This window comes from Chitinophaga sp. SYP-B3965, assembly GCF_009647655.1.
In the GTDB taxonomy this organism is placed as follows: Bacteria; Bacteroidota; Bacteroidia; order Chitinophagales; family Chitinophagaceae; genus Chitinophaga.
Genome location: NZ_WJFD01000001.1, coordinates 2,329,818 through 2,356,206 on the forward strand (window position 1 = coordinate 2,329,818; position 26,389 = coordinate 2,356,206).

Here is a 26,389-nt window from a genome sequence, read left to right on the forward strand (position 1 = left end):
ATGAAAAAACACCTATACGATCCACGCTATCCCGGAATAGACGACCTGATCAAAAAAAGCAAAAGCCGCATTCCGAAGTTCGCCTTTGAGTACATGGACGGAGGTTGTAATGAAGACGTTAACCTGTACAGGAACACGGCAGACATCCGTGACATTCAACTGGAGCCCACCTACCTGGCAAAGAAAAAACCGGTGAATATGCAAACCGAACTCTTTGGCCATGTATACGACGCACCATTCGGGATCTCCCCGGTAGGATTACAGGGGCTGATATGGCCAGGTTCACCTGAAATATTGGCCAAAGCTGCATTTGAACATAATATTCCTTTTACACTCAGCACGGTGAGCACCAGCTCCATTGAACGCATCAGTGAGATCACGGAAGGCCGTGCCTGGTTCCAGCTATACCATCCTGCAGAGAACTCCCTGCGCGATAAGATCATTCAACGCGCAGAAGCCGCTCAGTGCCCGGTGCTGGTGATACTAAGTGATGTACCTACTTTCGGTTACCGCCCACGCGATATCAGGAATGGCCTCGCCATGCCGCCACGTATGACGCTCCGCAACATCCTGCAAATTATGGGCAGACCACAATGGGCAGTTAATACATTACTGCAGGGGCAGCCATCTTTCGAGATCCTGAAACCCTACATGCCTAAAGGCCTCAACATGCAAAAACTGGGTGCTTTTATGGACAGCACTTTCAGTGGCAAACTGGATGAAGAAAAGATCAAACCGATCCGGGATATGTGGAAAGGTAAACTCGTAGTAAAGGGTATTGCTGGTGAACAGGATACAGAAGCCGCAATCCGGCTGGGCCTGGATGGCATCATTGTATCCAACCACGGTGGCCGGCAACTGGATGCAGGTGAATCCGCCATCCATTCCTTACAAAGGATCGTTGCGAAATATAAGGACAAGATCACCATCATGATGGACAGCGGCATCAGAACAGGACCAGATATTGCCCGTACTATTGCCTCCGGTGCACAATTCACCTTTATGGGCAGGACCTTTATGTATGGCGTTTCAGCCCTTGGGAAAAATGGTGGCGACCATACGATCGCTATTTTGAAAAGGCAACTGCAACAGGTGATGGAACAAGTAGGATGTGGTACACCGGCAGAACTGGAGCAACACCTGGTTCAGAAGGCATAATGCCGCATTCCTCCATCAACAACCGCAACAGTACCGGTAATATATCGCGCACGAGGTGAGACCAGGAAAACGGCCATATTGGCCATATCCTGCGGCTCACCAAAATCGCCCAGCGGTATTTCCTGTGCTGCAAATTTCTTCCGTTCCTCACCGGGGAAGAAACGGCGGATATTATTCGTATCAATAAGTCCTGGCTGCAGGCAGTTGACTGTAATGCCATACTGCCCCAGCTGCCCGGCCAGTTGCTTTGACCACATCACAATGGCCGCCTTGGCAACTGATGAGCCATTGATCGTACGTAACTCATAAGTGCTGGCGAGGTTCAGGATGGAACCTTGCTTACGTGTTATAAAATGTGGCAATAACGCTTGCGTCAGTTGCCGGGGACGATCGAAGTCCAGCGTCATGGCATCCTCCCACCCTTCTTCTGATCCAACCACATCCATCGGAGCACTGCGGCCGGCGTTGTTCACGAGGATGTCTACATGTCCTAAGCTGGCCAGTGCCGCTGCTGCTATCTTCTGTGGTCCATCAGGTGCAGTGAAGTCCTGCACAAATGTAACGACGCCATTGTTTTCATCTTTAAGGCTATTCAGCAATTCTTCATTCCTGGCTGTTGCAAACACCCTCACTCCTTCCAGAACCAGTTCTTTAACGATTGCCCGGCCAATTCCCTGGCTTGCACCAGTCACCACGGCCGTTTTTCCTTTTAAATACAGATCCATAAATTCTTCTTTTTGTAAAAGTAGCGGGTAGCAGGTAATTTTGCCTTACATACAATTTTGTAAGTAATGGCAGCGAGAAAGAAAGATTCTACTAATAGCAATAATGAAAACTGGATCATTGAATGTGATCTCACCTATGCTGTGAACAAGATAGGTGGCAGGTGGAAAATACAGATATTGGATAAGTTAGCAGGCACTAAACTCAGGTTTAATGAACTGAAGAAGGAATTCCCGCTTATTACAGAACGTATGCTCACCCTACAACTACAGGCACTGGAGAAAGACGGTATGGTGAAGCGGACTGTTTACGCAGAAGTGCCGCCGAGGGTAGAATATGAACTCACGGAAATGGCTATAGAGATCGGGCCTATCTTCAAACAATTAAGTGCCTGGGGAGGTAAACACAGGAAACCTAATGACCGGGGCAATGGTTAACCCCGGCCATATGTGATCATGATTCTTTCGGATTAGGCTGCCCTTTACCCGTAGTGATCAGGTTGCCCAGGCTACCGTTTATATATTGGCTCCATCCTGCATAACAGGCATCGTAACATTCCTGATCCGGCACTAAACCCTTATGCACAAAGTGCAGCTGCGTTTTGCCATCCTTTGCTGATACCTCAAAATTAATCGTATCACCTATCCATTCGCTCTTGTCTTTCGTAAAACTAAAATAGTTGTCCAACACCTTCCAAACCATCTTTTTGCCCGGAACAACTTCTATTAATTTCATTTTGCAGCGATGATCATCTCCGTAACTATAAGTGAACTCATCATTGAGCTGAGCCGTACCGCCTTTAACATTTTGGGACCACCATCCACGAACATTCGTGATGGCATCGAATACTTCCTCCGGTGATTGATCTACCAGGAAGCTTGTAGTGAAATCTTTATTTTCCATGGTTTCTGTTTTTTGTTACATCGAAGTTACTGTCCTTATTGGTAAGAAGAGGGTGTAAATACAGACTTTGTAGCGGGGGGATCTGGCCATAAAAAAGCTGCCAATACGTATCCGCATTGGCAGCTTTCTAATTAACACCAGGGCATCTAATTAGCTTCTGTATATTTCTTAAAGTTGTCTAATATCGCCTGCCAGCCGCCTCTCTGCATTTCTTCTGAGTTCTGCGTTTCCGCATCAAAGGTGACTACCACATCTGTTTTATCACCCTGGCCTTTAAAATTAACCGTAGCCGCTCTCCCGTCTCCCATGGTGTAAGTGAACCTTTCTCCCGGAACAACTTCATCATAGATCGCTTCAAAGTCAAAGCCAAAACTTCCGTCTTTGGCTTCCATACGGGCACTGTACTTTCCGCCAACACGCATATCGTTTGTAGCGCTGGGGCATTGCCAGTCGTCAGCAGCGAAGTTCCATTTAGTGATGTGCCGGGGATTTGTGTAGTAATCCCACGCTTTGTTCTTGTCTGCTGATACGGTTGACTGAACCGTAATTTTGTTTGCACTCATATATCAGGTTTAATGTTTTTTACTTTGCGTATTTCCAAAACCGGCTTTTACCCTCCGCTATCCATCCTATTGCTTCTTCCATTCTTTTTTCCCGGGTAACATCTGTTTTAGCTTCTACGATCCAGGCGATATATTCTTTGCGAAAGGAAGGAGGTTTGCTATCAAATACTTCTTTGGCCTTGGGGTTTGTTGCTAATTTCGCTGAAAAGTAATCAGGCATCTCTACCGCCGGTTTTGGTTTATCAGATTTTGGCGCACCTATATAGTTGCGGTAAAATTTGATCCCTTTTTCATTCAAAGCCATGGCTTCTTTGACAAATCCGAGAAACTCCTTATCAGGTGGCAGATCAGTCAATTTTGTGATCTTGCCCAAATACCTTTGAACGGGTTTCAGGTCCTTATTTTCATTCAGCCGGGGATCAGTCATTAATTCAGCCTTTATAAAACTGAACGAACAATGATTTTTGTACGAAGCCATTACGCACATAAAATCTCCCATATAATCGAAATGCGGAATGCCCCATTTGATCGTTTCTTCTACATCCGGACAGGCGCTGTAAATGAGTTGCCGCCAATGTTCCAGAATTGGCTGTGCAAAATCTTCCGATCTGGCAATGTATTCATCTACCGTCTTTTTCATCATGCATTATTTGGTTAGCTTAGCCAATAATTCATCCAGTTTTTCCAGCGTTGAAGCCATTCCTTCTTCCATTCCCATGTTAATAACGGTTTCCAGGTCGGACAAGGAATTATAGGTTACAACGGATTCAACCAGAGCGTTCTCCCCTTTTTCCGAAAAGATCACATCCCAGGTGGCACGCGGTAATGCAGGATTTAAATTTCCGTTTTCATCACTAAATGCATCCAAACCCGAATACATTTCTACTGGTTGGATCTTTGTGTAATCCATACGGCCCCAGTATTCTGTACCATTAGGCTCAACCATTGCATAGAGCCAATATCCGCCTTCACGAAAATCCATATGTTTGGTTTTAGTGGTCATGGGCTTTGGTGCAAACCACTGTTCCAGTAATTCCGTTTTTGTGTAAGCGTCCCATACTAATTGACGGTTTGCAAGAAATTCACGTCTCATGGTAAGTGTGTTCTTCACCTTGTCTACAAGGAAGTCGAATTGCAGATTACTTTTCATTGTCTTTTTTTATAGTTAATAATAAATTATCCAGCTGGCTAAAACGCGTTTCCCAGATCTGCCGGAACTGTTCTAACCATTTGTCTATTTCTTTCATTTTTTCCATTTCAAGTGTGTAATAGATCTCCCTGCCCCGCACTTCCGGTTTCACCAGTTCACATTCCGTGAGTACACGCAAGTGCCGGGAAACAGTTTGCCGGGTGGTGTGGAAATGCTCGGAAATAGCATTAGGCGTCATGGCCTGGATGGCAATGAGTGCTATGATTGCCCGCCTTGTGGGGTCTGCTATGGCCTGGAAAACATCTCGTCTCATTTGTACAGTATTTTAATATGAAGCTGTTCAGCTGCAAATATATGCGCAATCAATCAGCTGCGCAATTTTATTTTTATTTTCCAGTATAGTGATTGAAAATCAACTATTTAAAATAAAACACATCTTCACTTTGAAATACAAAGTACTTTTACTTATCTTTGAAAACACAAAACCTGGAGTTATGAATTCAACAACATCCCCCATTCATTCCGCTTCATTGAGCAAATGCATGTTGATCGGCGGAGGGATTGCTTTAGTCCTGATCACCGCACTTTTATTAACAGTGAACAACCCCAGCCCTAACTGGCCAAAATACTGGATGATCAGGCCGCTGATCATTGTTCCGTTAGCGGGTGCTACAGGTGGTGCATGTTATTACTTCCTGGACCACCTGCGTTACCAGGGTGGCTGGAAAAAGGTACTGGCTTATATACTAAGCTTCCTGGTGTACCTCATTGGGTTGTGGATGGGTACTATTCTGGGATTGGATGGTACACTGTGGGATTAACCACAGGTTTCCTGTTTAGTGCGAAACAAACTTTTGCAGGCCATCCAATTTTTCATAACTTACTTCATAAGGGCTGCCTGCCTTAAACCAACATGAGGTTACTACGCACTGAGATAACACCATTGATCAATGACGCTTTATTTGTAGAGTACAGAGATCAACCTTACCTGGCTTCCCCATTTCATGGCCAGCCTTGTTTTCATGCACATCCTGAACTTGAACTTGTATTAATATTGGAGGGATATGGGAAAAGGATCATAGGAGACAAAGTTGAACCCTTTGAATCCGGCGACATGGTGTTTATTGGTTCTAACGTTCCTCATATCTGGTTAAGTGATCCGGCTTTTTACAAAGAGGATCCCTCCCTGAAATCCCGGGTGATCGTTACGTATTTCAATCCCAGCATTTTTCAGCAGATGTTTGATTCCGTAAAAGAATTTGAAGGGATCAGGGAAATGATTGCGCAGGCATCAAAGGGCATTAAGATATTTGGTGAAACGAGGCGGATCATTGCAGAAAAACTGGAGCATCTTGCTGCTGTAAAGGGTTTCGAAAAAATAGAAGCCTTGTTAAGGATCATGCATCTGATATCCATTTCTTCAGAGAAAGTCTTTATTGCAGATACAGAAGTGAATGAATTTGAAAACCAGCATTCAGACAAATTGATGGATGTGATCACTTTCATCAAATGTAATCTGCATGAACAAATTTCATTAAAGCAGGTGGCCGGTATTGCCTGTCTCACAGAACAATCCTTCTGCCGTTATTTTAAGAAAAGGACCAAAATGAGTTTTTCGCAATATCTTCTTGAGCTGCGTATGAACCATGCACGTAAGGTCCTGATAGAAAGTGATAAGCCTATTTCTGAAGTAGCCTCCATGTGCGGATACAATTCCAGTTCGCATTTCTGCAAGGTGTTCCGGGACTATACCGGCCAAAGCCCTTATCAATATAAGTCCGGCATTAAAAACGCGGATTAATACGGGGAAACACTTACTGCTGTCCAGCCGCCATCAACAATTAAATGCTGCCCGGTAATATGACTGGCTTTAGGCGATACCAGGAAAAGCACAGCATTGGCAACATCTTCCACATTACCCGGCCTGCCCATTGGTGTAATGCGTGACCAGGTATCCTTATAATCAGTATCCTCCAATGTTCTCTCTGTTAAAGTAGCGCCCGGCGCAACCGTATTAATGGTGATCTTAAACTTCGATAATTCAATCACGAGATTTTTGGCCAGCATCTCCAACCCTGCCTTGGTCATGCCATAAGCTGCCAGATCTTTATGCGCCTGGTGCCCTGTTACAGACGACATAAAAAGTATACTTCCGCCACTCCCCTGTTTTATCATTTGGCGCGCTGCTCTTTGCGCTAAGAAGAAACTGCCCTGTAAGTTTACGTTCATTACACTTTCCAATGCCTTCTGCTCATACGTCAGAAAATCGCCGAATAAGGTAATGCCCGCAATGGCTATGGCTATATTTAGCTTTCCAAACCGTTGTACAGCCTCATCCACCAATTGTTGTATGAGATCAATACTGCCTGCATCACCGGCAACGGGGTGCGTTATACCACCTCCCAATGCATTTATCCTGTCAGACGCATCCTGCAGGAGGTCTTTATCGATATCATTCATGATCACTGATGCACCATGAAGGGCCAGTTGTTTAGCTACTTCAAAACCGATGCCTTTACCTGCTCCCGTTACAATAGCTACCAATCCCTTAAAATCGTTATCCATTAAATTATTGATTTAGTGAGAATCCCTTAATACTTCGCTGCCAGAGGCACCCTTTAAAAAGTCGAGATCAGCGCCCAAATGAGCTTGCTCCACATGGGTTTGATATAAATAAGTATACCCCCTGTCCGTAAGGTTTTTCCATGCCGGCAAACGTTTCTTCCTTTCTGCTATTTCCGCATCGGTCAATTCAATATGTAATACACCAGCAGGCACATCCAGCCGGATAACATCACCATTCTGTACAATGGCCAATGTGCCGCCAACAGCTGCCTCAGGCGAAACATGCAGCACAACAGTCCCAAAGCCGGTACCGCTCATTCTTCCGTCTGATATACGTACCATATCTGTGATGCCCTGCTCCAGCAGCTTTTTAGGGATGGCCATATTACCTACTTCCGGCATTCCCGGGTAACCTTTAGGGCCTACATTCTTTAATACCAGGATACTATCCTTATCTGCCGGCAGTGCAGGATCATCGATCCTTGCTTTATAATCTTCAATATTTTCAAACACAACCGCTTTGCCTGTATGTTGCATTAATGCAGGGCTTGCAGCCGAAACCTTCAGCACGGCACCATTTTCAGATAAGTTCCCTTTTACAATAACTATTCCGGCCGCTTTATTAAATGGTTCTCCGATGGTGCTGATCACATTACGGTTAAAACATTCCGCATTTTCGTAGCTGGCTGATAGGGGTTTACCGGTAACCGTAATGGCTCCGCGATGCAGCACGCCGTCTAATTCTTTCATCAGCGCCGGTATCCCACCGGCATAAAAGAAATCTTCCATAAAATGATCGCCGGATGGCTGGAGATTAGCCATTAAAGGAATCTCTTTAATGGATGTATTAAAATCATCCATGCTCAATTGCACCCCAATGCGTGCTGCGATAGCCAGTAAATGGATGATAAAATTAGTAGAGCCTCCAATGGCTGCGTTTACTGTTATGGCATTTTCAAATGCCTGTGTTGTTAATATATCTGATAATTTCAGATCTTCTCTTACCATCTCTACTATCCTTCTGCCAGACAGCTGAGCCAGTACTTTCCTGCGTGAATCAGCGGCAGGTATGGCCGCGTTTTCCGGCAATGACAGTCCCAATGACTCCACCATACAGGCCATACTTGATGCGGTGCCCATTACAGCACAATGCCCCCGGCTGCGTGCCATACATGCTTCGGCGGCATAAAACTCTTCATCGCTCATTTTATTGATACGATTGGCTTCCGAAAAACGCCATACATCTGCTGTACCTATATCCCTTCCACGGTATTTACCGGTTAACATAGGCCCTCCGGAAACAACTATGGCAGGCAGGTTTACGCTACAGGCACCCATTACCAGCGCAGGTGTTGTTTTATCACATCCGCAAAGCAGTATTACACCATCCAGTGGATTGGCCCTTATCGACTCTTCCACATCCATGCTTACCAGGTTGCGGTAAAGCATAGCAGTAGGCTTAATAAGTGTTTCCCCTAAGGACATAACCGGAAATTCAACAGGCAATCCACCTGCTTCCAGCACGCCTCTTTTTACAGATTCCGCCAGTTCCCTGAAATGAGCGTTACAGGGAGTAAGTTCAGACCAGGTATTGCAAATGCCGATAACAGGTTTCCCCCGAAATTCATCATCGGGGATCCCCTGGTTTTTCATCCAGGCCCTGTAGATAAACCCGTCTTTACCTTTACGGCCAAACCATTGCTGGCTGCGTAGCTTTTTTTCTTCTTTCAAAAGGACCGGTTTTATGATGTAATGTTAAAATACTAAAAAATCAAGGTACAAGCACTGTTTCAGATCGCAGAAGTTAAGATTATTACATAAGGGGATAATTATACTACAATGAAGAGCCATTGGATATCCTACTTTTGACATATGAGCAGACTGAAACTCACCTTATCACTTATCATCCTGGCTATGGCCTTCACTTCTATAAAGGAGCATAATGATTGGACAGTATATGGTGGTAATGGAGACAATAATAAATACTCCGGTCTTGCTCAGGTAGATACTTCCAACGTTCAGCAGTTAAAAGTTGCATGGATTTATCATTCCGAAAAAGAAGATAAGACTAAATACGGCCCGATGGAATGTAACCCCATTATTATCGATAATACATTATATGGCGTATCTCCAAGGTTAAAATTGTTTGCTGTAGATGCTGCTACCGGTATAGAAAAATGGAACTTTGATCCGGCCGATTCCCTGATCAATGAAACCTGGCACAGGAAAAGCGTTAATATGAACAGAGGTGTTGCTTATTGGGCAGAAGGGGATGATAAACGAATTATTTATACCGTGGGACCTATCGTATTTGCTATAAACGCAGTAACCGGCAGGCTGATCCCCTCCTTTGGTAAAGATGGTGGTGTTGATCTCCGGAAAGGACTCGGCAGGGATGAAAAGAACGTTTCCATTTCCCCCACCTCCCCTGTCATGATCTATAAGGACCTTTTCATCACCAGCGGATTAGTGGGCGACGAAACACCTGGCCATATACGTGGTTTTGATGTAAAAACCGGCAAACAAAAGTGGATCTTTCACACCATCCCTTATCCCGGCGAACCAGGCTATGAGACCTGGGAGGATAAAACAGCTTATAAGCGGATGGGATCAACCAACGCCTGGTCTGGCTTCAGCCTGGACAGCAAAAGAGGTATCCTGTTTGCGGGGATTGGTAATCCTACGAATGATTTTTATGGAGGAGACAGATTAGGAAAAGGACTCTATGGAAACTGTCTCGTGGCCATCGATGCTGCCACCGGTAAACATAAGTGGCATTTTCAGACTATCCATCACGATGTGTGGGATATGGATATATCCAGTCCACCCGTTCTGATTACCCTTCCCCGTAATGGAAAAATGATAGATGCAGTGGTGCAAACCACCAAAACAGGCTTTGTGTTTGTGTTTGAACGTGAAAAAGGAAATCCGCTCTTTCCTATTAAAGAAAGACCGGTTCCTGTGAAGGATGCTGTAGCAGGTGAAAAGCTTCATCCCACTCAGCCATTTCCGGTATTACCCCAACCATTTGTAAGGCAGGCGCTAACAGAAAAAGATCTGAATACTTTAGTCAGTGATTCTGAGCACCAGCATTTAAAACAGCAATTCCTCAGCTACCGCTCCGAGGGTATCTATACACCACCTTCTGAACGCGGCACTATTGTTTTCCCCGGTTATGACGGCGGAGGTGAATGGGGCGGCCCCGCAGTTGATCCTGTTACCAATATCCTTTATGTAAATGCCAATGAAATGGCCTGGGTATTGAACCTCGTGAAAGATAAATCTGCAAAGAATACCATATTGACTAATCTGCAGGCAGGTTCGCTTTTGTACAAGCGTTCCTGCATGGGGTGCCATGGCCCGGAACGTTTAGGATCAGGTGACTATCCATCATTAATTGGTGCAGAAAAAAAATACAATCTTACCAGCTTTAATGAATTACTTTCCACAGGAAGAAGAATGATGCCTGGATTCCCCCAGTTGAAAACAGCAGAGAGAAATGCTATTGCTTCTTTTGTATTGAATCTGAAAACACTCCAGCAGAAAAATTACACAGGGCCGGCCATGAAAAGCAATGACCCTGCAAAACCATCATATGGCTTTACAGGATACAATAAGTTCCTGACGAAAGAAGGTTATCCCGCTATCAGTCCTCCCTGGGGCACTATCAGTGCTATCAATCTGAATACGGGTGAGTACGAATGGAAGATCCCGTTTGGGGAATTCGAAGAGCTGAAGAAAAAAGGAATCCCTGCTACAGGGCGTGAAAATTATGGCGGCCCGGTTGTAACAGCCGGTGGGCTTATATTTATTGGTGCTTCTGCCGATGGAAAGTTCAGAGCCATCAACAAGAGAACAGGAGCGATCCTCTGGGAATATGAACTTCCTGCTCCCGGCGTTGCCACACCCGCAGTATATGCTGTTGATGGCCGGCAATACATTGTTATAGCCTGTGGCGGCTCCAAGTGGGGAGGAAGATCAAGTGACGCTTATGTTGCATTTACTTTATCGGAGAAATAACTAAACTTTTATACCATGGCGAAATATATCTTCTTTATCCTGGTTACGATGACCTTCATGGCATTTTCTTCCGGCAAACCAACCTGGAAAACAGGTGTTGCATTATATTCATTTCACCAGCATTCCTTTGAAAAAGGATTGGATATGGCAGTGGATTGTGGATTGAAAAACGTGGAGGGATTTTCTTTTCAGAAACTCGGCAACGGTTTTGGCGGAAAAACCATGATAGATCTCAATAAAGAGGAACTGACGCTGATCAAAACCATGCTTAAAAAAAGAAACCTTCAAATGCCATCCATGTATGTGGACACCAAAGGCAGGGAGAATTGGGAGAAATATTTTAAACTGGCGCGTGAGCTTGGCATGAAGTACCTGGTATCTGAGCCGGCCAAAAATGAATGGAATATGATAGACCAGCTGGCCGGCATATATAAGATCAAAGTTGCCATTCATGAACATGCAAAACCCAGTCCTTACTGGCACCCCGATTCTGTACTGGCAGCTATCAAAGGGCATAAAAATATAGGCGCCTGTGCAGACCTTGGTCACTGGGTAAGAAGCGGCCTTGACCCTGTAAGATGCCTTCAGCTGCTTGATGGGCATATCATCGGCATACATCTTAAAGATGTGGACAGATCAGGTAATGATGTTGACCTGGGAACCGGGGCCATTGATTTTACCGGCGTGGTGAAAGAATTAAAAAAGCAGCAATTCTCCGGCTTTATTCAGGCGGAATGCGAGCATAATATGGACAATAATTCATTGGATGTAAAAAGATCGGTGGAATACATCAATAACATTGCTGAGAAAAACTAAGGATCATCGCTTTACTTCATAAGCCCCGATGGACCGCGGTAACAGGAACAGTTTACCGGCATGATCTTTCTCCGGATATTGTACAGAAGATCCCGCAGCGGCTGCAGGACTATCACCGGCAATGGCCAAACGTTCATTGATAAACCGTGGATCCTTACCGATGATTCCACCGCTTTCCCGAAGCGGTAACTGTGGCCCCCGCCAACCATTGTTGCTGGTATGGAACCACAGGTTATTAGAGAAGATAAAACTTTCCGGGTCTGTGTTCGGGCCGGTGCTGCATTCCATACTCACCCGGTCATCCAGGCAGATAATATTGTTCAGGAAGGTGTTATTACTGCATTTGCCAAAACGTGCCGTATCCCTGTTTTCCTGTAGGATACGGATCACCCATCTGCCGGGGTGGCTGATGGTATTATTTACTACTTCAGATCGTGTACAACCCACAAAAGCTATGGGCACTTCCGAACCGATAAATACATTGCTATACACTTTCAGTTCAGCTGCTTCCCAGGTAGCATCGGCAGGTCTGAAAAATTGTTCTCCTGTGCTGCCACCGAGGTTAATAGCTCTGCTGCCGGCATTTTTGAATACACAGGCCTCCACGCGGATATTACTGCTCCCTCCTTTCATCTGCACAGCATTGGAACCCATGTTCTCAAAGTGGCATTGAAAGATCAGGCTGTTATGGCATCCCACCATATCGATACCACTGCCCCCTTTCGAGCCGTTCAGGAAGGTGCATTGCTGAATGGTAAGATCATCTGTTCCGGATAGTTTCAGGAGATCGTTGTTGCCTGTAGCAGCCATATCACGGAAAGTACATTTCCTGAAGATGATATGATGTGCCGGAGTTGCATAGGTGGCACCATCATCTATATTGAGTCCATTACCTGTTTGACCGGCAAATACAAATCCTTCTATGTGCAGGTAAGCTATATCTGTACCTCTCCATGCGGTGGTGCCTCCTTCAAACAATACGTCTTTTTCTGCGATGAGATAGATCCATTTACCGGGTAAACCCTGCAACGACCCTAATGACTGATCGCCGCGGTAAGTACCTGTATGTACAAGAATGGTATCGCCGGGAGTGGCTGCTTTTGCGGCTGCAGTGATATCTGAGTAAGGCTGCCCATGACCAGTATGGAGCACTTTAGCAGAGAGAGACGTGGAAAGCAGTATTAATAGGGAGAAGAAACGCATAGTATCTAAAAATAGGCAAAAACTGCCTCCTGTCTCCTAAAATATTAAGGCCGTATAGATCATATGATCTATACGGCCCTTTCATTATTTCCCGGTTAACATCTTTATAGAATCAACCTCTGCTTGCTTATAGGGGCTTCCATCTTTTCTAAAGATATCATGGAACCACAATGCAGGCTGGCTGCCATCCGGCATTGGCGTATCCCAGGCATAGATGGTATTGGTTTTGCCTTCAACAAGCCCCCAGTTGATGGCCCCGATATTTTCTGCTTTCAGTATCGGCATAATGTTACTGAACAGGCTGTTATTCCTCCTGGCCATATATTCCGTACAGATCAAAGGCCTTCCGGTCCTTTTCCTCAAAGAATCAATCGCCTCCCGATGTTCCTGAGGCCCGTTATAGTTGTGATAGGTTGTGATGTCCGAATTGTTTAGCTGAAACTCATTCAATGCTTTCAGGTCTTTACGCCATACACCCACAGATAATGGCTGGCTTGGGTTAACCGCACGGGCCCAGGTAAACACATTTTGCAATAAGGCCATACTACTGTCACCTCTGTCCGAGTTCCCTGGTTCATTATACAGGTCCCACAGCACAATACGTTTATCGTCTTTAAAAGTGGTCAGCACATCCGTTACATATGCCTCCAGTACTTTTCCAAGTGTAGTGTCCTCATTAATGAGATTTCCGGGATCCTGCACCCAACCGGAATTATGAACGCCAGGTTTTGGTGCAGGCTGCATACCTGTCTGATAAGTGGGGTTCCAGCAATCATCGAAGAAAACAAACAAGGTAGCTATTCCATGACGATCTGCAATATCAAGATAGGTGGACATCCTCTTCTTAAAGCCATCCTTATCTGTTTCCCATGCTGCATGATGGAGGTATACTCTCATGATGTTCATTCCGATACTTTCAGCATATCCCAGTTCCCTGCTAATGGTAGCCGTATCAAACGTTGCTGCCTGCCACATTTCCAGCTGGTTGATGGCGGTGCTTGGTATAAAATCACATCCACGAAGCCAGCCCCACTTCTTATACCATTCATTTGCCTTTTCAACTGGCCATATGCCGTTTGTTGCTTCTTTGTTTTCAGCTTTCTGGTTTGGGTTGGCACATTGATAGAAACCGAATGATACCAAAACCATCATTACTACTACTAAAAACTTGTTGTCTCTTTTTTTCATACTGTTCATTTAATTTATTTTTTCGGATAGCCAGCTAAATGGCTCGTTGGCATTACAGCCCGTTGCATCTTCTTTTATGGGCACCTGACCTGCCGTTTCTGTTTCACTCAGCTGAAGGTTTACACCCATCCTTGCACCAGCTCCTGGTTTTCCTCCTAACATGGACCATGGTACAGACACTTCCAGGGTATAACCATCAGGCGCTGGCCTGGAAACCACCTTTACAACTTCAGGATGGGAAAATGTGATCCAATTACCATCTTTCCCTTCTTTTACGGCCACATTACCTAATGCTGATACAGATACTGAAAAGATACCTGTATGTGGCTTTTCATAGCTTTTATTCTGTGCATCAATGAAAAAAGTAACACCATCACTATTATCAATCACGTGCTGGTCTTTTACCTTTGCCAGGAAATGCAGGTTTTTGTCATCATGCGTGATGCTGGCATTGATCTGGCTGTTGGTTTTCCGGCCAACAAAAATGGTATTACCATCTATGATATACCCCCTGATCATCCAGACCTCTGTTCTGTTGGATGCAGAAAATGCCCGGGTGCTGGTCACTGCAACGACGGAATTGTCCTTTAAAACACATACACTGTTCCATTGGCCTGATCCATTCACCGGGATCACAAATGGTTCTGTTATCCTGTTAAATCCTGCGGCATTTTCATCACCCACTGCTACCATCATTACAGAATTTCGCTCCGTACGCCCATCGGTGGCATTGGCCTGGTAAGAAAGGATCGTTTCGCCGGTGCTCAACTGTGCTATATAGGGCGCTCCGGCATAAATATGATCATTCAGCTTATCCTTCAATGCATATGAACGGTTGCTGCCGGAAGCTCCCACAGTGGAAGCCCAGTTTTCCGAAAAAGTATTTCGGATCGTATAAGGTTTAAAGGTAGTAAAGCCATTATCCTCTATTACAAAAACAACAGTTGACTTGCCCTTTAACAGCAAAGGTACCGGCATCCCATCCCGGGAACCGGGCCTGAAACTTACGATCTCCGGGTTTGCACTCCATGTGGCGCCATTATCGGTAGATCGTAACATGGATATGTTCTGTTCTGATGAACTGGTATAGATCCCTTCGTTCGCAAAAAACAATTGAATTTCCCCATTGGGCAATTGTACAGCTGCAGGCTCCCAGCATCCGTTCTCAAACTGGTATCCTGCTTCGTACAACAGCTGCTCATCTTTCCAGGTAATCCCTTTATCGTAGCTTTTCCTGATGCGGATACCAAACTTCCTGGAAGGATCAATAGCATGCGGCCTTGGGTTATACATAGCCAGCAAACTACCGTCTTTCAATTCAAGCAGATCAGGTACTGCCATATTGATGCCGGGTGGTTTTTCTGCTACTGTCACCGTATTACTCCATGTTTTCCCTTCATCCGTACTTTTTCTGCTCATAATACTACCGCCCGATTCATAAATGGCGATCAGTGAATTATCCTGTAGTTGTTTGATCCTTCCATACCCGTTGTAATTGCTGGGACTGGCAGGGTCAGACACCTGTTGTAAAGTGGAATGATCCCAGGCTATCCGTGCTCCAGTTATAGAAGGTACAGATCTTACACTATCAGAAGGCTCATTCACTTCACTGTTACTGCAGGCAGCGAGCAATACCCCTGCTAAAATAAGATTCAATAAGCCGCACATTAATAACCTGCATTTTGATGATCAGTAAGGTTAGGGTTGTTTTGAATTTCTGATAGTGGTATAGGAAGCCTGCTATTTTTACCCACTTTAAAATTCCTGAAGTCAGGATCACGTAGCGCTACTTTATCAACGGCAGCCTGCGTATCAAGATCTCCCCAACGTTTCAGATCGGCCCAACGTACACTTTCTCCGTAAAGCTCCAGTGCTCTCTCCATTTTTAAACGGTCTCTGAAAAGTGTTTTATCAATACCAATTGCCGGATAGGCAACAGCCAGGTTTGCCATATTGGAGCGGGTCCTTACCCTGTCCACATATGGATAGGCAGCAGCAGTTTGCCCTAATTCATTTAACACTTCCGCATACATCAGTAATACATCAGCAAACCTGATATTGCGAACATTGACCTCATTGAAATAATCCTCGTTATTCCGGTAATAATCACGGGAATATTTTTTGAACCAGGCTTCATTAGCGCCCCACTCCCAGCTGCGGCCATACGTTTTATTACCAAAATCGGCCTCAAGTGCAGGATAGAACAAAGTGTACTGTAAACGTGGATCAAGTTTATTATCAATAGTCCTTTCCTTCTTAAATTCATCCACTATCCAATAACGGGCCTGGCCATCGGACCAGCCAATGCTGCGCGGGGCAAAAAACTGTGCCCTGTTACATCCCATATTGGAAGAAGGCCCATCCCCTTCACCGGTTTTGTTGGCATCTGAGAACTGTATTTCAAATACAGACTCCTTGTTATTTTCATTATTGGCGCGGAAATTATCCACGAAACCAACCAGGTCATAATAGTTTTTACCGGCTCCGGTCACCAGGTAGTCAAGGGCTGTTTTAGCCTCTGGCCATTTATGCTGTTGCATGTATACTTTACCTAAAAGGGCCATTGCAGCCCCTTTTGTAGCCCTTCCGATCTGGTCGCCGGTATATTGTTCAGGCAGTGCCGCACCTGCCTCTGTAAGGTCTTTTTCCACCTGCACCCAAACTTCAGCCAGTGTTCCGGCTTTAGGCGCATCTGCAGGTGATTGCAGTGTTGTTATGATCGGTACATTTTCATACAAAATGGCTGCATAGTAATAATAGAAAGCACGCAGGAATTTGGCCTCGGCCAATAGTTCCTCCTTTCTTTTTGCATCAGCAAACTCAATGTTCGGAACATTAGTCAGCACTTGGTTGCATCGGAAGATGGCCTTGTAAATATCACGGAACGTATTTACGCTGCCTTCCCAGAAGTTATAATTAATATAGTTAAAACGGGTCCAGTCGGCCAGCTCTATCCATGGGCTGTTACTAAAACCTTCATCGCTGGTAAGATCCAGCCGGAAGTAGATCCAGCGGCCAAATCCTCCGTTTTGGTAAAACATATGGTAAATAGCATTCACACCCTTCTGTGCATCACTCTCTGTTTTCCAAAATTCTTCTGTGCCCAGGGAGTTTGGATTTTTCTGGTCCAGCAGATCCTTTCCGCATGATGTTGCAACCATACACAAAGCAAGTACAACCATTGATCTTATGATAATATTTTTCATTGTCTATATTATTTTAAAATCCAAAATTAATACCAACTGAAAATGTTTTGAGATTAGGGAAAGCTCCATAATCAAATCCTTTTTCGAAAATGCTGGTATTACTAAATTCCGGGTCAAGACCTGTGTATTTGGTAATGGTAATTAAATTTTGTCCTGATATGGAAACCTGTGCATCAGAAAAACCGATCTTTTTAACGATCGTTGCCGGAAGTTTATAGGACAGGCCGATGTATTTCATACGGGCGAAGCTTCCATTCTCCAGCCATCTGTCTATATCTCCCCTTGAATTCAGGGTAGTTCCATAATAAGCCCTGGGGGTACTTGTATTGGGGTTTTCAGGTGTCCATGGCTGAATACCTTCCCTGTAATTGGAATTGTCGTCAAACCTGTCCGTTACGCTGCGTGGCCCGTTAAATACTTTGGCACCAAATGATGCAAACCAGTCCATAGTGAATTCAAATCCTTTGTAAGCGGCATTAAAATTAAGCCCCATTTCAAGTTTAGGCCACGGGCTGCCTACAATGGCTTTATCATCGTTGGTGATCTGTCCGTCTCCATTATTGTCTTTAAAGCGTATATCACCAGGTTTGGCAGAAGGCTGGATCACTATGCCATTTTTGTTCTTATAGTTATCTACCTCCGCCTGGGTTTGAAACAAACCATCTGTTTCCAATACATACCACATACCAATTGGCTGCCCCTGTTGTGTAACGGTATTACCTACGAAAGTTTTGTTTTTTCCGTAACCCAGGTTCACTACTTCATTTTTCAACCTGGTAACATTTAAGCCGATGCCATATTTAAAAGCCCCCCGGTCTTCCCGGTAATTTGCGCTTAACTCAAAGCCTCGGTTGGCCAGTGTAACGCCATTTACCCGGGGATTGCCACCATCATTTCCGGTAGTGAGCAGTATGGGGTAGTTTAACAGTACATCTTTCGTATTGGTGATAAAGTACTCCGCCGTTACTGACAGCCTGTTATTCAGGAAAGCTGCATCCACTCCGTAGTTCTGTTGCGTTAAGATCTCCCAGCGCAGATCTGTGTTAGCCAGCTGCACCTGTGTGGCGCCGGACTGCTGTGCCTGACCGGGGCCAAAAACAACCGTAGAAAATGTATTGATGATAGCCTGGTATTCATATTCACTAATATTATTGCTTCCCAGGGTACCATAACTTGCCCTGATCTTAAGATCGTTTATGAAGGAGGAGGAAAAGAAATCTTCCTGGCTGATCCTCCATGCTCCGGAAACGGACGGGAATGTTTTGGTGTTGTAAGAAGATCCGAATTTTGACGAGGCGTCGTTACGAACAACGGCATTCAACAGGTACTTATCTGCATAGCTATATTCCACCCGCCCAAAATAGGATATCAGGTCTGTGCGCAATTTGTAACCATTGGCTAAAGCAGAATTACCCTGGTCCAATATATCGTAATACTGGCCTGTGCTTGCATTGTACAATAAGTTAAGCTTGCTTCCCCCGATCAATTCATAATTAGTGCGCTGGTAGGACTGGCCGGCTATTGCATTTATAGCGTGTTTGCCAATTTTTTTATTGAAGTTCAGGGTATTCTCTATCAGGCCAGAAAAAAACTGTGCCCGGTTCTCAATCAACCTGGAGGGATCAATTGGCTGGTTAAGCGTCCAGTTGCCCACCTTCCTGATAAATTTGTAGTGATCGTTACTGGTTTCAAGCCCCAGGTTCAGGCGATATTTCAGTGATGGCAGGATCTGCAGTTCAGAATACAGGTTACCCCTTATCCGCAGGTTTTCATTTGTCGTATTTTGAAGATTGGCTATTGCCAATGGATTCGTTCCAAATGTACGGGCACTCGCTTCGTTTCCATATCCATAACCTCCCGGGTTGGCAGGATCGAGAACAGGTATGGTGGGCAGTAAACGTACCACATCCACGATGGGATTTCCCTGCATTTCCTTTGCTTTGGCATAACTGATGGCCAGGTTCTCTCCGATTGTAAATATGCCTTTCTTTCCTTCGGTATTTACCCTGAGGCTAAGCCTGTTAAAATTAGTACCGATCACCGTTCCTTTATTATCAAAATACCCGGCAGACACCAGGTAACTCCCATTATTGCTACCGCCGGAAAAACTGGCGTTATAATCCTGCATATTACCGGTGCGGAAAGCTACATCCTGCCAGTCCGTATTATTCTGTATCTGAAGGTTCTGCCTTGGCACACCGGCATTATCATATGCCATGTAGTTCAGTTTGGCAAACTCAGTTGTTTCAGCCAGCTTATAACGCGGTATTGTCTGGGTAGCCGCTTTTGCTGAAACATCCACTTTCATGGGGCCATTCTTACCCTTTTTTGTGGTGATGATGATCACACCGTTCGCTGCTCTCGATCCATAGATAGCAGCCGCAGATGCATCTTTCAGGATCTGAAGGGATTCGATGTCGTCCGGGTTAAAGTCCCGGTTGGCTGTAGTGATCAGCCCATCAATTACATACAATGGATTGGCATCTGAAAGATTTTTCAAGCCCCGGATCTGGATCTGTGCCTCAGAGCCGGGCTGGCCTGCCGCACGCACCTTTATACCACTCGCCTGCCCCTGCAATGCTTCAGCAACCGTTGTGGTCTGCCGCTTTTGAATATCCTCCGCTTTCACAACAGACACAGCACCGGTAAGATCTTTTTTTCGCTGTGCGCCATAACCAACTATTACTAACTCCTCCAGTTTACTTTGAAGCCGCTGCAGCACTATTGACTGAAATACGCCCTTAGCAGCTGTTTTTTCAACTGTCTGAAAACCAACAAAGCTAATTACCAGAACAGCGTTGTCTGTACTGGTATTAATGGTAAAATTCCCCTCTCCATTGGTCAGCGCCATTTTTGTAGTTCCTTTCTCTAAAATAGTAGCGCCCGGCAATGCGGCTCCGCTGCTATCCGTTACCTTACCTGAAACGGTAGCCTGTGAAAAAGCAGCAAATGAAGAAAAAAGGAAGAAGGAAATTAGTGGAAACAATTGTTTACATCTGCTATGTAGTATAGCAGACAAGTAAAGTTTTTTCATAACAGCGTGGATTGTTATTTAAAAAATGACAGCAATTAAAACTTCTACATACAAATTCCTACCTAAAGAAAACCAGAAAATAGTTATTACAGATAACAATATGTCTCAATACTTTGTTTATTTGTCTCATTTTAGAAAATGGGCTTAATCCTTTAACTTACGCATGAAATATGCCTTCATGAGAATGCGTCTGTTTTTTCTACTGTTGATGATGCTCTGCGGCATCTTTAAAGTATCCTCACAACAATACACTTTCCGCCACTACCAGGTTGAAGATGGGCTTTCGCATAATACCGTATGGTGTGCCTACCAGGATAGCAAAGGATTCATGTGGTTTGGTACAAAAGACGGGCTGAACAGGTTTGATGGCACCTCCTTTAAAATTTTCAGGAACAACGCTGAGGACACTAACTCCATCGGCAATAATTTTATACGATGTTTATTAGAAGACAATAAAAAAAGATTGTGGATAGGAACGGATAATGGCATATACCTTTATCAACCTGAAACGGAAGCATTCCATTTACTGCCTGCCTCCCGTATTGCAGCTGTAGTTTGGTCCATCAGATCAGACAGCAAAGGCAATATCTGGTTCCTGATGGGTGAACAAATATATCAGTACAATGAACAGCTTAACCGTGCCATTCCTGTTTTTAAAAATAGTCAGGACATCGTTACCTCTCTTTGCATAGACTCTGAAGACCAGCTTTGGTATACTGCAAATGATCAGTTGAAACGTTATGATCCCCGTAAAGGCACACTGACCGCCTTTAATATTTTCTCCCACTCTCATCCTACAGAGATAAAGTTCATCAATACGATCCTCGATTGCAGGAATGGAAAGTTATTACTGGGTACAACAACACAGGGAATAAAAATATTTGACATAGCAACAGCCACCTATAAAGATGCATTACTTAGCAACACAGACAAAACGCCTGTTTATGTAAGGGACTTCGTGCAGATAAATGCCAATGAATACTGGGTAGCGGCAGAATCCGGCATTTATGTATATGACCTGAACAAAGACACCTATACCAATCTTAAAAAAGATTACAACAACCTCTATTCACTATCTGACAATTCCATATACACGCTCTGTAAGGACAAAGAAGGTGGTTTATGGGCAGGGACTTTTTTTGGTGGTATTAATTACTTTCCCAAACAGTACGCCCCATTCCACAAATATTTCCCCAATAATAATCCCCGTACACTGAGTGGCAATGCGGTGCGTGAAATATGCCAGGACAAATACGGCAACCTCTGGATAGGCACGGAAGACAATGGCCTTAATAAGCTTAATCCTGCAACCGGGGATATATCCCATTACCTGCCCGGCGGAAACCCGGGGGATATCTCTCATTCTAATGTTCATGGCCTGATGGCGAAAGGTAATGAGTTATGGATAGGGCTGTTCCATCACGGCATAGATGTAATGAATATTAGCACCGGAAAGGTGATTAAACGGTATACAAAAGCAAACTGCAACCTAAATTATAATTTCATCCTTTCCATCATTCAAACACAATCCGGGGAGATCCTCATAGGCAGCCAGGCTGATCTGAAGCAATATGATACGGTTACTAAGAATTTCACCAATGTGGAACAGGTGCTGGAAAACTACAACATTCATAGTGTTATGCAAAGCCGTGATGGCACGGTTTGGATAGCTACGCATGGGCAGGGGCTGTTGTATTACAATAAGGCAGCTGCATCAAGAGGCCGGTACAGATATGATCCACTCAACAGATCAGGCATTGGCAGTGATATGGTGAATAGTGCTTTTGAAGACAGCAGAGGTATTATATGGGTTGCCACCGAAGGAGGTGGCATATGCAGACTCGACCGGAAACAAAACAAATTCATCCGCTATACGACAAAAACAGGCTGGCCAAGTGACTATATCTTCAAGATCCTGGAGGATGAGCAACACAAATTATGGGTAAGCACCAGCAGAGGACTGGTTTGCTTTGATCCGGAAAAAGAAACCCTTCAATTATTTACACAAGCCCATGGTCTATTGAATGACCAGTTCAACTATAACTCGGGCTATAAAGACCGGGAAGGGAATATGTATTTTGGCAGTGTGAAGGGAATGATCAGCTTTAATCCCAGATCTTTTATCCAGGATACATTTACCCCTCCGCTGTACATTACAGACTTCCAGATCAGCAGTAAGGAAACACCCAATAAATTAAGGCAACCAAGATCCATGATGATCACCCCTGAGATCAAACTTGCCCATAACGAAGCTTCTTTCAGCATTGATTTTGCTGCGCTGAGTTATACAGCCCCCACCATGACGCAATATGCTTATAGCATGAAAGGGCTGGATAACAACTGGATAAATACCAAAAGTAACAAGGCCTATTTTACCGATCTTTCCCCCGGCACTTACACCTTTGCCGTAAAAGCTGCCGGTAATAATGGAAAATGGGGCGAACCGGTAGCCATTACCATCAGGATATCTCCTCCCTTCTGGGCCAGTATATGGGCCTATCTTTTCTACACGCTCACCATTGCTGCTATCGCGTATTATATAGCCCGCTTCTATTATAAGCGTATCCAGGAAAAGAAACGGATCAGGTTACTGCAAATAGAACATGAAAGGAACATAGAGATCTACCAGGCAAAAATGAATTTCCTTACCAATATTGCACACGAGATAAGATCTCCCCTCACATTGATTAAAGGCCCACTGGAAAAAGTGATAAAACAGGCCGTGCATATCCCCGCTATCGCTAAAAACCTTGCAAGAATGGAGAAAAGTACGAACAGATTGGTCAAGCTCACCAATCAATTGCTTGACTTCAGGAAAACAGAAGCAAAAGGCTTTAGCCTCACATTCAGGAAAGTAGATGTAAGTAAACTACTCGAGGATATTTTTTTCAGCTTTAAACCACTTGCAGAACAAAAGCATATTTCATTTTCCTTATTGCCACTCCCCTTTTTACATGCTTATGTAGACGAGGAAGCCCTGAATAAGATCTTAAGCAACCTGTTCAGCAATGCCATAAAATATTCACATCATTCCGTTAAGATCAGGTTGCTGCAGCCAGACACCGAGTACTTTATCATCGAATTTTCGAATGATGGTTATATAATACCTACTAACAAAAAGGAAAAGATCTTTGAGCCCTTTTTCCGCCTGAGTGAAAACCAGCATCAGGAAGGAACAGGTATCGGGTTGCCATTATCCCGGTCCCTGGCAGAATTACATGGCGGCATGCTTTATATTTCAGAAGAGATCACCAGTAAAAATGTATTTATACTAAAAATACCTTTGATAATATCTATAGATAACTTAATCTCGTCTCATGAAATATAAGATCCTGTTAGTAGATGATGATGCGGATGTGCTTGAATTCCTGACAGAAGAGCTGGAAGAAAATTATACCATATTTACTGCTTCCAATGGGAAGTCTGCACTAACAACATTATTAACGGAATCAATAGATCTGGTGATAAGTGACGTTATGATGCCTCAGATGGATGGGTTTGAACTTTGCCGTAATATTAAGAATACGGTTTCTTACAGCCATATCCCTGTTATACTCCTTACTGCCAAGAACATGCTGCAATCGAGGATCGAAGGGCTGGATATGGGCGCAGATGCTTATATAGATAAACCTTTTTCACCGGAACATCTGCGGGTACAGATCACCAACCTGTTTAACAATCGTGCCAGGATAACACAGCATTTTTTTCAATCCCCTTCTGCAGACATTACCAGCATTGCACATTCAAAATCCGATCAAACCTTTCTTGAGCAGTTAAATCAGGCTATCAGGGATCAGATACAGGATATTGACCTGGATGTTGAAAAACTGGCCAAATATATGAACATGAGCCGGGCTACACTCTATCGGAAGATCAATGGTATTTCCAACATGACGCCGCATGAACTGATCAATACCACCCGGCTTAAAAAGGCGGCAGAACTATTAGTTTCGGGCAATTATAAGATCTTTGAAATAGCCGATGAAGTAGGGTTTCAATCACAGGCTAATTTTGCCAAACTTTTCCTGAAACAATTCGGTATGACCCCAACAGATTACGCTAAAAAAAACCGCTGATCACAATCAGCGGCCTTTTTTAATCAATCATTATTCATCACAATAGTTATCTTCCGTAATGCAGGGAACTTCCCATTGTCCAGGTCCCACTTAAGCGCTCTGTTATATAAGACCTTGCTGCAGCGCACACCAGCTTTCGAAAACTGATAAAAGGTAGTGAGTGTATCCTGCCGCCTGGCATTAAACTTCAGGATGGTTGTGGCCGGGCTTTTATCTTTCGGAATATGCGGGAAAACTTTTAACAAAACTTCTCCCCCATCCATGGAAACTTCAAAGCCGGTTTCATGACCTAAGTTAGCCTGTGGAGATACCAGCTGATTATCTATCAGGTAAAAAACCTTCAGGTCTTTTATAAACTCCCTGTTCAATCCCGGATATCTAATCTGTACGGCTACATCTATATCGATATTGAATAACATTATGAACAACAGGATCATGGATGAATATTGTACACCATACCTCTCTTGTAGTTGAAGGTATTAGTGCCCGGATTAAAATTGTCGTAATTATAATACCCGTTATAAGAACCGCCCCAACCCCAGTTCATGTGCAAAGACATGAATTGGTAATTATACAACCATTGGTACTCGTCCGTATAAGGATCTCCATCATCTTCCCAGGTATCGCAAATGTAAGACTCAATATAATTGGCACCATCGCAAACCCAGGCGTGGCCATCAGCATATACATTAAAGAACAGCCATTTGTCCTTTCTGCCGCCGGATAAGATCACAGGCCGGCCATTATACAACTCGTAATAAGTAGTACTGGATTCATAATTACCCCAGCTGGCTGAAGCATAACCATAACCACCGGTAAACGCCCCTGCAGCATCTTCTGTTTCAGCACCTGATCCGTCGCAGCCATAATCCATACTTACTTTGCTTCCGATATCAGCCATCAAGGCTGCCGTTGCGCTGCTACCCCAGCCATTAGGCATAGAGGCCCAGCTGAAGTAGGTTGGGCGCTGATGATATGCCATCACCTGTGCCATGGCCGTAGCTACACAACCGGTGGGTGGTTTCCCGTTTGAATAGGAGGAACAACCCATGTAGGATAAATTGTCGTTAAAGCCAACACCCTGGCTCCAGGTAGTTGCCAGGTATGGTCCCCAGGTTTCAATGATCGTATAGGTTTCTCCTTCGTAGTAACAGGGCGGGAATTGCAACCGCGCTCCCGACAAAACCTTAGACTGGTTATTCATCTTCTCCCAGGTAGCTTTCAGTTTCTTTGGTTGTGGTTTATTCTCACGACGTACATTGCTCACTAATTCATCCGTACCGGCCAGCCATTCTACCAGCCCTGCAGGGAATCTTTTAGTGCTGTCCAGCGGGAAGGCATCAGTGGCAGAATAGGCCAGGATAGGATGCACCCTGTCGTCTCCTGCTACAATAGTAAATCCGCCACCTTCGAAGTTGATGATGTAAAAACTGGGCGCATTTTGCGTATAGTTAAAAGACATGCAGGCGCCCACCTTCTTTTCCGCATCTTTATACTTTTGCATTTGATCCGCCTCTTCCTTGAAGGTATACCTTGTTCCGCTTTTGGCGTTGGTTACAGCAGGAGAGATGGAATGCAGCACGGCTATTTTCTTTGCCTGTTCAAATGTAACCGTGTGGTTTGTGATCGGGCCGATCTCGCTATTCAGTGCTGAGGTTGACTGCTTCTTACAACTGAATAAAAATAAGGTGGAAATGAATAGAAATAAATAGGGTAACTTCCGGTACATAGTTTTTGTTTTATTGGGTTATCAGGGCTGGGTTAATTACGATACCGAAAATAGG

At 44.4% G+C, this 26,389-nt stretch carries 23 protein-coding genes; 8 read left to right on the forward strand and 15 right to left on the reverse strand.

The features are described from left to right. Nucleotides 1-1,158 (forward strand): alpha-hydroxy acid oxidase, encoded by a 1,158-nt coding sequence (locus GFS24_RS08965; protein WP_153659226.1) that lies wholly within the window; start codon nucleotides 1-3, stop codon nucleotides 1,156-1,158. On the opposite strand, the gene GFS24_RS08970 is transcribed toward GFS24_RS08965, so the two are convergent. Next, complete coding sequence (locus GFS24_RS08970) at nucleotides 1,146-1,883, reverse strand: SDR family NAD(P)-dependent oxidoreductase (RefSeq protein WP_153659227.1); 738 nt, start codon at nucleotides 1,881-1,883, stop codon at nucleotides 1,146-1,148. The two genes, GFS24_RS08965 and GFS24_RS08970, sit on opposite strands and share 13 nt — an antisense overlap. Nucleotides 1,884-1,949: 66 nt before the next feature. On the opposite strand from GFS24_RS08970, the gene GFS24_RS08975 reads away from it, so the two are divergent. Continuing rightward, nucleotides 1,950-2,318 (forward strand): helix-turn-helix domain-containing protein, encoded by a 369-nt coding sequence (locus tag GFS24_RS08975; protein ID WP_153659228.1) that lies wholly within the window; start codon nucleotides 1,950-1,952, stop codon nucleotides 2,316-2,318. 16 nt (nucleotides 2,319-2,334) lie between these two features. On the opposite strand, the gene GFS24_RS08980 is transcribed toward GFS24_RS08975, so the two are convergent. From GFS24_RS08980 to GFS24_RS09000, 5 genes are all read right to left on the reverse strand, one after another. Continuing rightward, entirely contained in the window at nucleotides 2,335-2,784 is a 450-nt protein-coding gene (locus GFS24_RS08980; protein WP_153659229.1) for an SRPBCC domain-containing protein, read from the reverse strand. 146 nt (nucleotides 2,785-2,930) lie between these two features. Continuing rightward, a complete protein-coding gene (locus tag GFS24_RS08985; protein WP_153659230.1) occupies nucleotides 2,931-3,347 on the reverse strand; it encodes an SRPBCC family protein in 417 nt (138 codons plus the stop codon). Nucleotides 3,348-3,366: 19 nt separating this feature from the next. After that, on the reverse strand, nucleotides 3,367-3,990 hold the full coding sequence (locus tag GFS24_RS08990) for a YdeI family protein (RefSeq protein WP_216647378.1): 624 nt from the start codon (nucleotides 3,988-3,990) through the stop codon (nucleotides 3,367-3,369). A 3-nt stretch (nucleotides 3,991-3,993) separates the two neighbouring features. Beyond that, entirely contained in the window at nucleotides 3,994-4,497 is a 504-nt protein-coding gene (locus GFS24_RS08995) for an SRPBCC domain-containing protein (protein WP_153659231.1), read from the reverse strand. Then, nucleotides 4,487-4,810, reverse strand: coding sequence for a helix-turn-helix transcriptional regulator (locus tag GFS24_RS09000; RefSeq protein ID WP_153659232.1), 324 nt, complete (start codon nucleotides 4,808-4,810; stop codon nucleotides 4,487-4,489). Before GFS24_RS09000 ends, GFS24_RS08995 begins: the two co-directional genes overlap by 11 nt. 181 nt (nucleotides 4,811-4,991) lie before the next feature. Here GFS24_RS09000 and GFS24_RS09005 point away from each other — a divergent pair, with 181 nt between their 5' ends. After that, a complete protein-coding gene (locus GFS24_RS09005; RefSeq protein WP_153659233.1) occupies nucleotides 4,992-5,318 on the forward strand; it encodes a potassium transporter KefB in 327 nt (108 codons plus the stop codon). Between the two features lie 92 nt (nucleotides 5,319-5,410). Beyond that, nucleotides 5,411-6,298: an AraC family transcriptional regulator gene (locus tag GFS24_RS09010; RefSeq protein WP_153659234.1), complete on the forward strand. Its 888-nt coding sequence runs from the start codon at nucleotides 5,411-5,413 to the stop codon at nucleotides 6,296-6,298. Here the strand turns inward: GFS24_RS09010 and GFS24_RS09015 are convergent. Both GFS24_RS09015 and GFS24_RS09020 read right to left on the reverse strand, forming a co-directional pair. Next, a complete protein-coding gene (locus GFS24_RS09015; protein WP_153659235.1) occupies nucleotides 6,295-7,062 on the reverse strand; it encodes an SDR family NAD(P)-dependent oxidoreductase in 768 nt (255 codons plus the stop codon). The genes GFS24_RS09010 and GFS24_RS09015 overlap by 4 nt on opposite strands. 12 nt (nucleotides 7,063-7,074) lie before the next feature. Then, the gene (locus GFS24_RS09020) at nucleotides 7,075-8,793 is read right to left on the reverse strand and encodes an IlvD/Edd family dehydratase (protein ID WP_153659236.1); all 1,719 of its coding nucleotides are present in this window, start codon (nucleotides 8,791-8,793) and stop codon (nucleotides 7,075-7,077) included. A 141-nt stretch (nucleotides 8,794-8,934) separates the two neighbouring features. Between GFS24_RS09020 and GFS24_RS09025 the strand changes: the two genes are divergently transcribed. Together GFS24_RS09025 and GFS24_RS09030 are read left to right on the forward strand one after the other, a co-directional pair. After that, a complete protein-coding gene (locus tag GFS24_RS09025) occupies nucleotides 8,935-11,082 on the forward strand; it encodes a pyrroloquinoline quinone-dependent dehydrogenase (RefSeq protein WP_153659237.1) in 2,148 nt (715 codons plus the stop codon). 15 nt (nucleotides 11,083-11,097) lie between these two features. Next, complete coding sequence (locus GFS24_RS09030) at nucleotides 11,098-11,898, forward strand: sugar phosphate isomerase/epimerase (protein WP_153659238.1); 801 nt, start codon at nucleotides 11,098-11,100, stop codon at nucleotides 11,896-11,898. A 3-nt stretch (nucleotides 11,899-11,901) separates the two neighbouring features. On the opposite strand, the gene GFS24_RS09035 is transcribed toward GFS24_RS09030, so the two are convergent. The 5 genes from GFS24_RS09035 to GFS24_RS09055 all read right to left on the reverse strand — a co-directional run bounded on the left by GFS24_RS09035 (nucleotide 11,902) and on the right by GFS24_RS09055 (nucleotide 20,529). Further along, nucleotides 11,902-13,101, reverse strand: coding sequence for a right-handed parallel beta-helix repeat-containing protein (locus GFS24_RS09035; protein ID WP_153659239.1), 1,200 nt, complete (start codon nucleotides 13,099-13,101; stop codon nucleotides 11,902-11,904). 84 nt (nucleotides 13,102-13,185) lie between these two features. Continuing rightward, a complete protein-coding gene (locus GFS24_RS09040) occupies nucleotides 13,186-14,289 on the reverse strand; it encodes a cellulase family glycosylhydrolase (RefSeq protein ID WP_253906420.1) in 1,104 nt (367 codons plus the stop codon). A 9-nt stretch (nucleotides 14,290-14,298) separates the two neighbouring features. Next, nucleotides 14,299-15,945 carry an exo-alpha-sialidase gene (locus GFS24_RS09045; RefSeq protein WP_173003020.1) on the reverse strand — a complete coding sequence of 549 codons (1,647 nt, stop codon included), beginning with the start codon at nucleotides 15,943-15,945 and terminating at the stop codon, nucleotides 14,299-14,301. 11 nt (nucleotides 15,946-15,956) lie between these two features. Next, entirely contained in the window at nucleotides 15,957-17,495 is a 1,539-nt protein-coding gene (locus tag GFS24_RS09050) for a RagB/SusD family nutrient uptake outer membrane protein (protein WP_153659241.1), read from the reverse strand. 13 nt (nucleotides 17,496-17,508) lie between these two features. Next, nucleotides 17,509-20,529 carry a TonB-dependent receptor gene (locus GFS24_RS09055; protein ID WP_153659242.1) on the reverse strand — a complete coding sequence of 1,007 codons (3,021 nt, stop codon included), beginning with the start codon at nucleotides 20,527-20,529 and terminating at the stop codon, nucleotides 17,509-17,511. Nucleotides 20,530-20,707: 178 nt separating this feature from the next. Here GFS24_RS09055 and GFS24_RS09060 point away from each other — a divergent pair, with 178 nt between their 5' ends. After that, nucleotides 20,708-23,857: a sensor histidine kinase gene (locus GFS24_RS09060; RefSeq protein ID WP_173003021.1), complete on the forward strand. Its 3,150-nt coding sequence runs from the start codon at nucleotides 20,708-20,710 to the stop codon at nucleotides 23,855-23,857. Continuing rightward, a complete protein-coding gene (locus tag GFS24_RS09065) occupies nucleotides 23,847-24,605 on the forward strand; it encodes a response regulator (RefSeq protein WP_153659244.1) in 759 nt (252 codons plus the stop codon). The genes GFS24_RS09060 and GFS24_RS09065 overlap by 11 nt, the downstream gene beginning before the upstream one ends. A 23-nt stretch (nucleotides 24,606-24,628) precedes the next feature. On the opposite strand, the gene GFS24_RS09070 is transcribed toward GFS24_RS09065, so the two are convergent. Continuing rightward, nucleotides 24,629-25,042 carry a hypothetical protein gene (locus GFS24_RS09070; protein WP_153659245.1) on the reverse strand — a complete coding sequence of 138 codons (414 nt, stop codon included), beginning with the start codon at nucleotides 25,040-25,042 and terminating at the stop codon, nucleotides 24,629-24,631. After that, a complete protein-coding gene (locus tag GFS24_RS09075; protein WP_153659246.1) occupies nucleotides 25,039-26,334 on the reverse strand; it encodes a C10 family peptidase in 1,296 nt (431 codons plus the stop codon). Before GFS24_RS09075 ends, GFS24_RS09070 begins: the two co-directional genes overlap by 4 nt. Nucleotides 26,335-26,389: the final 55 nt, after the last annotated feature.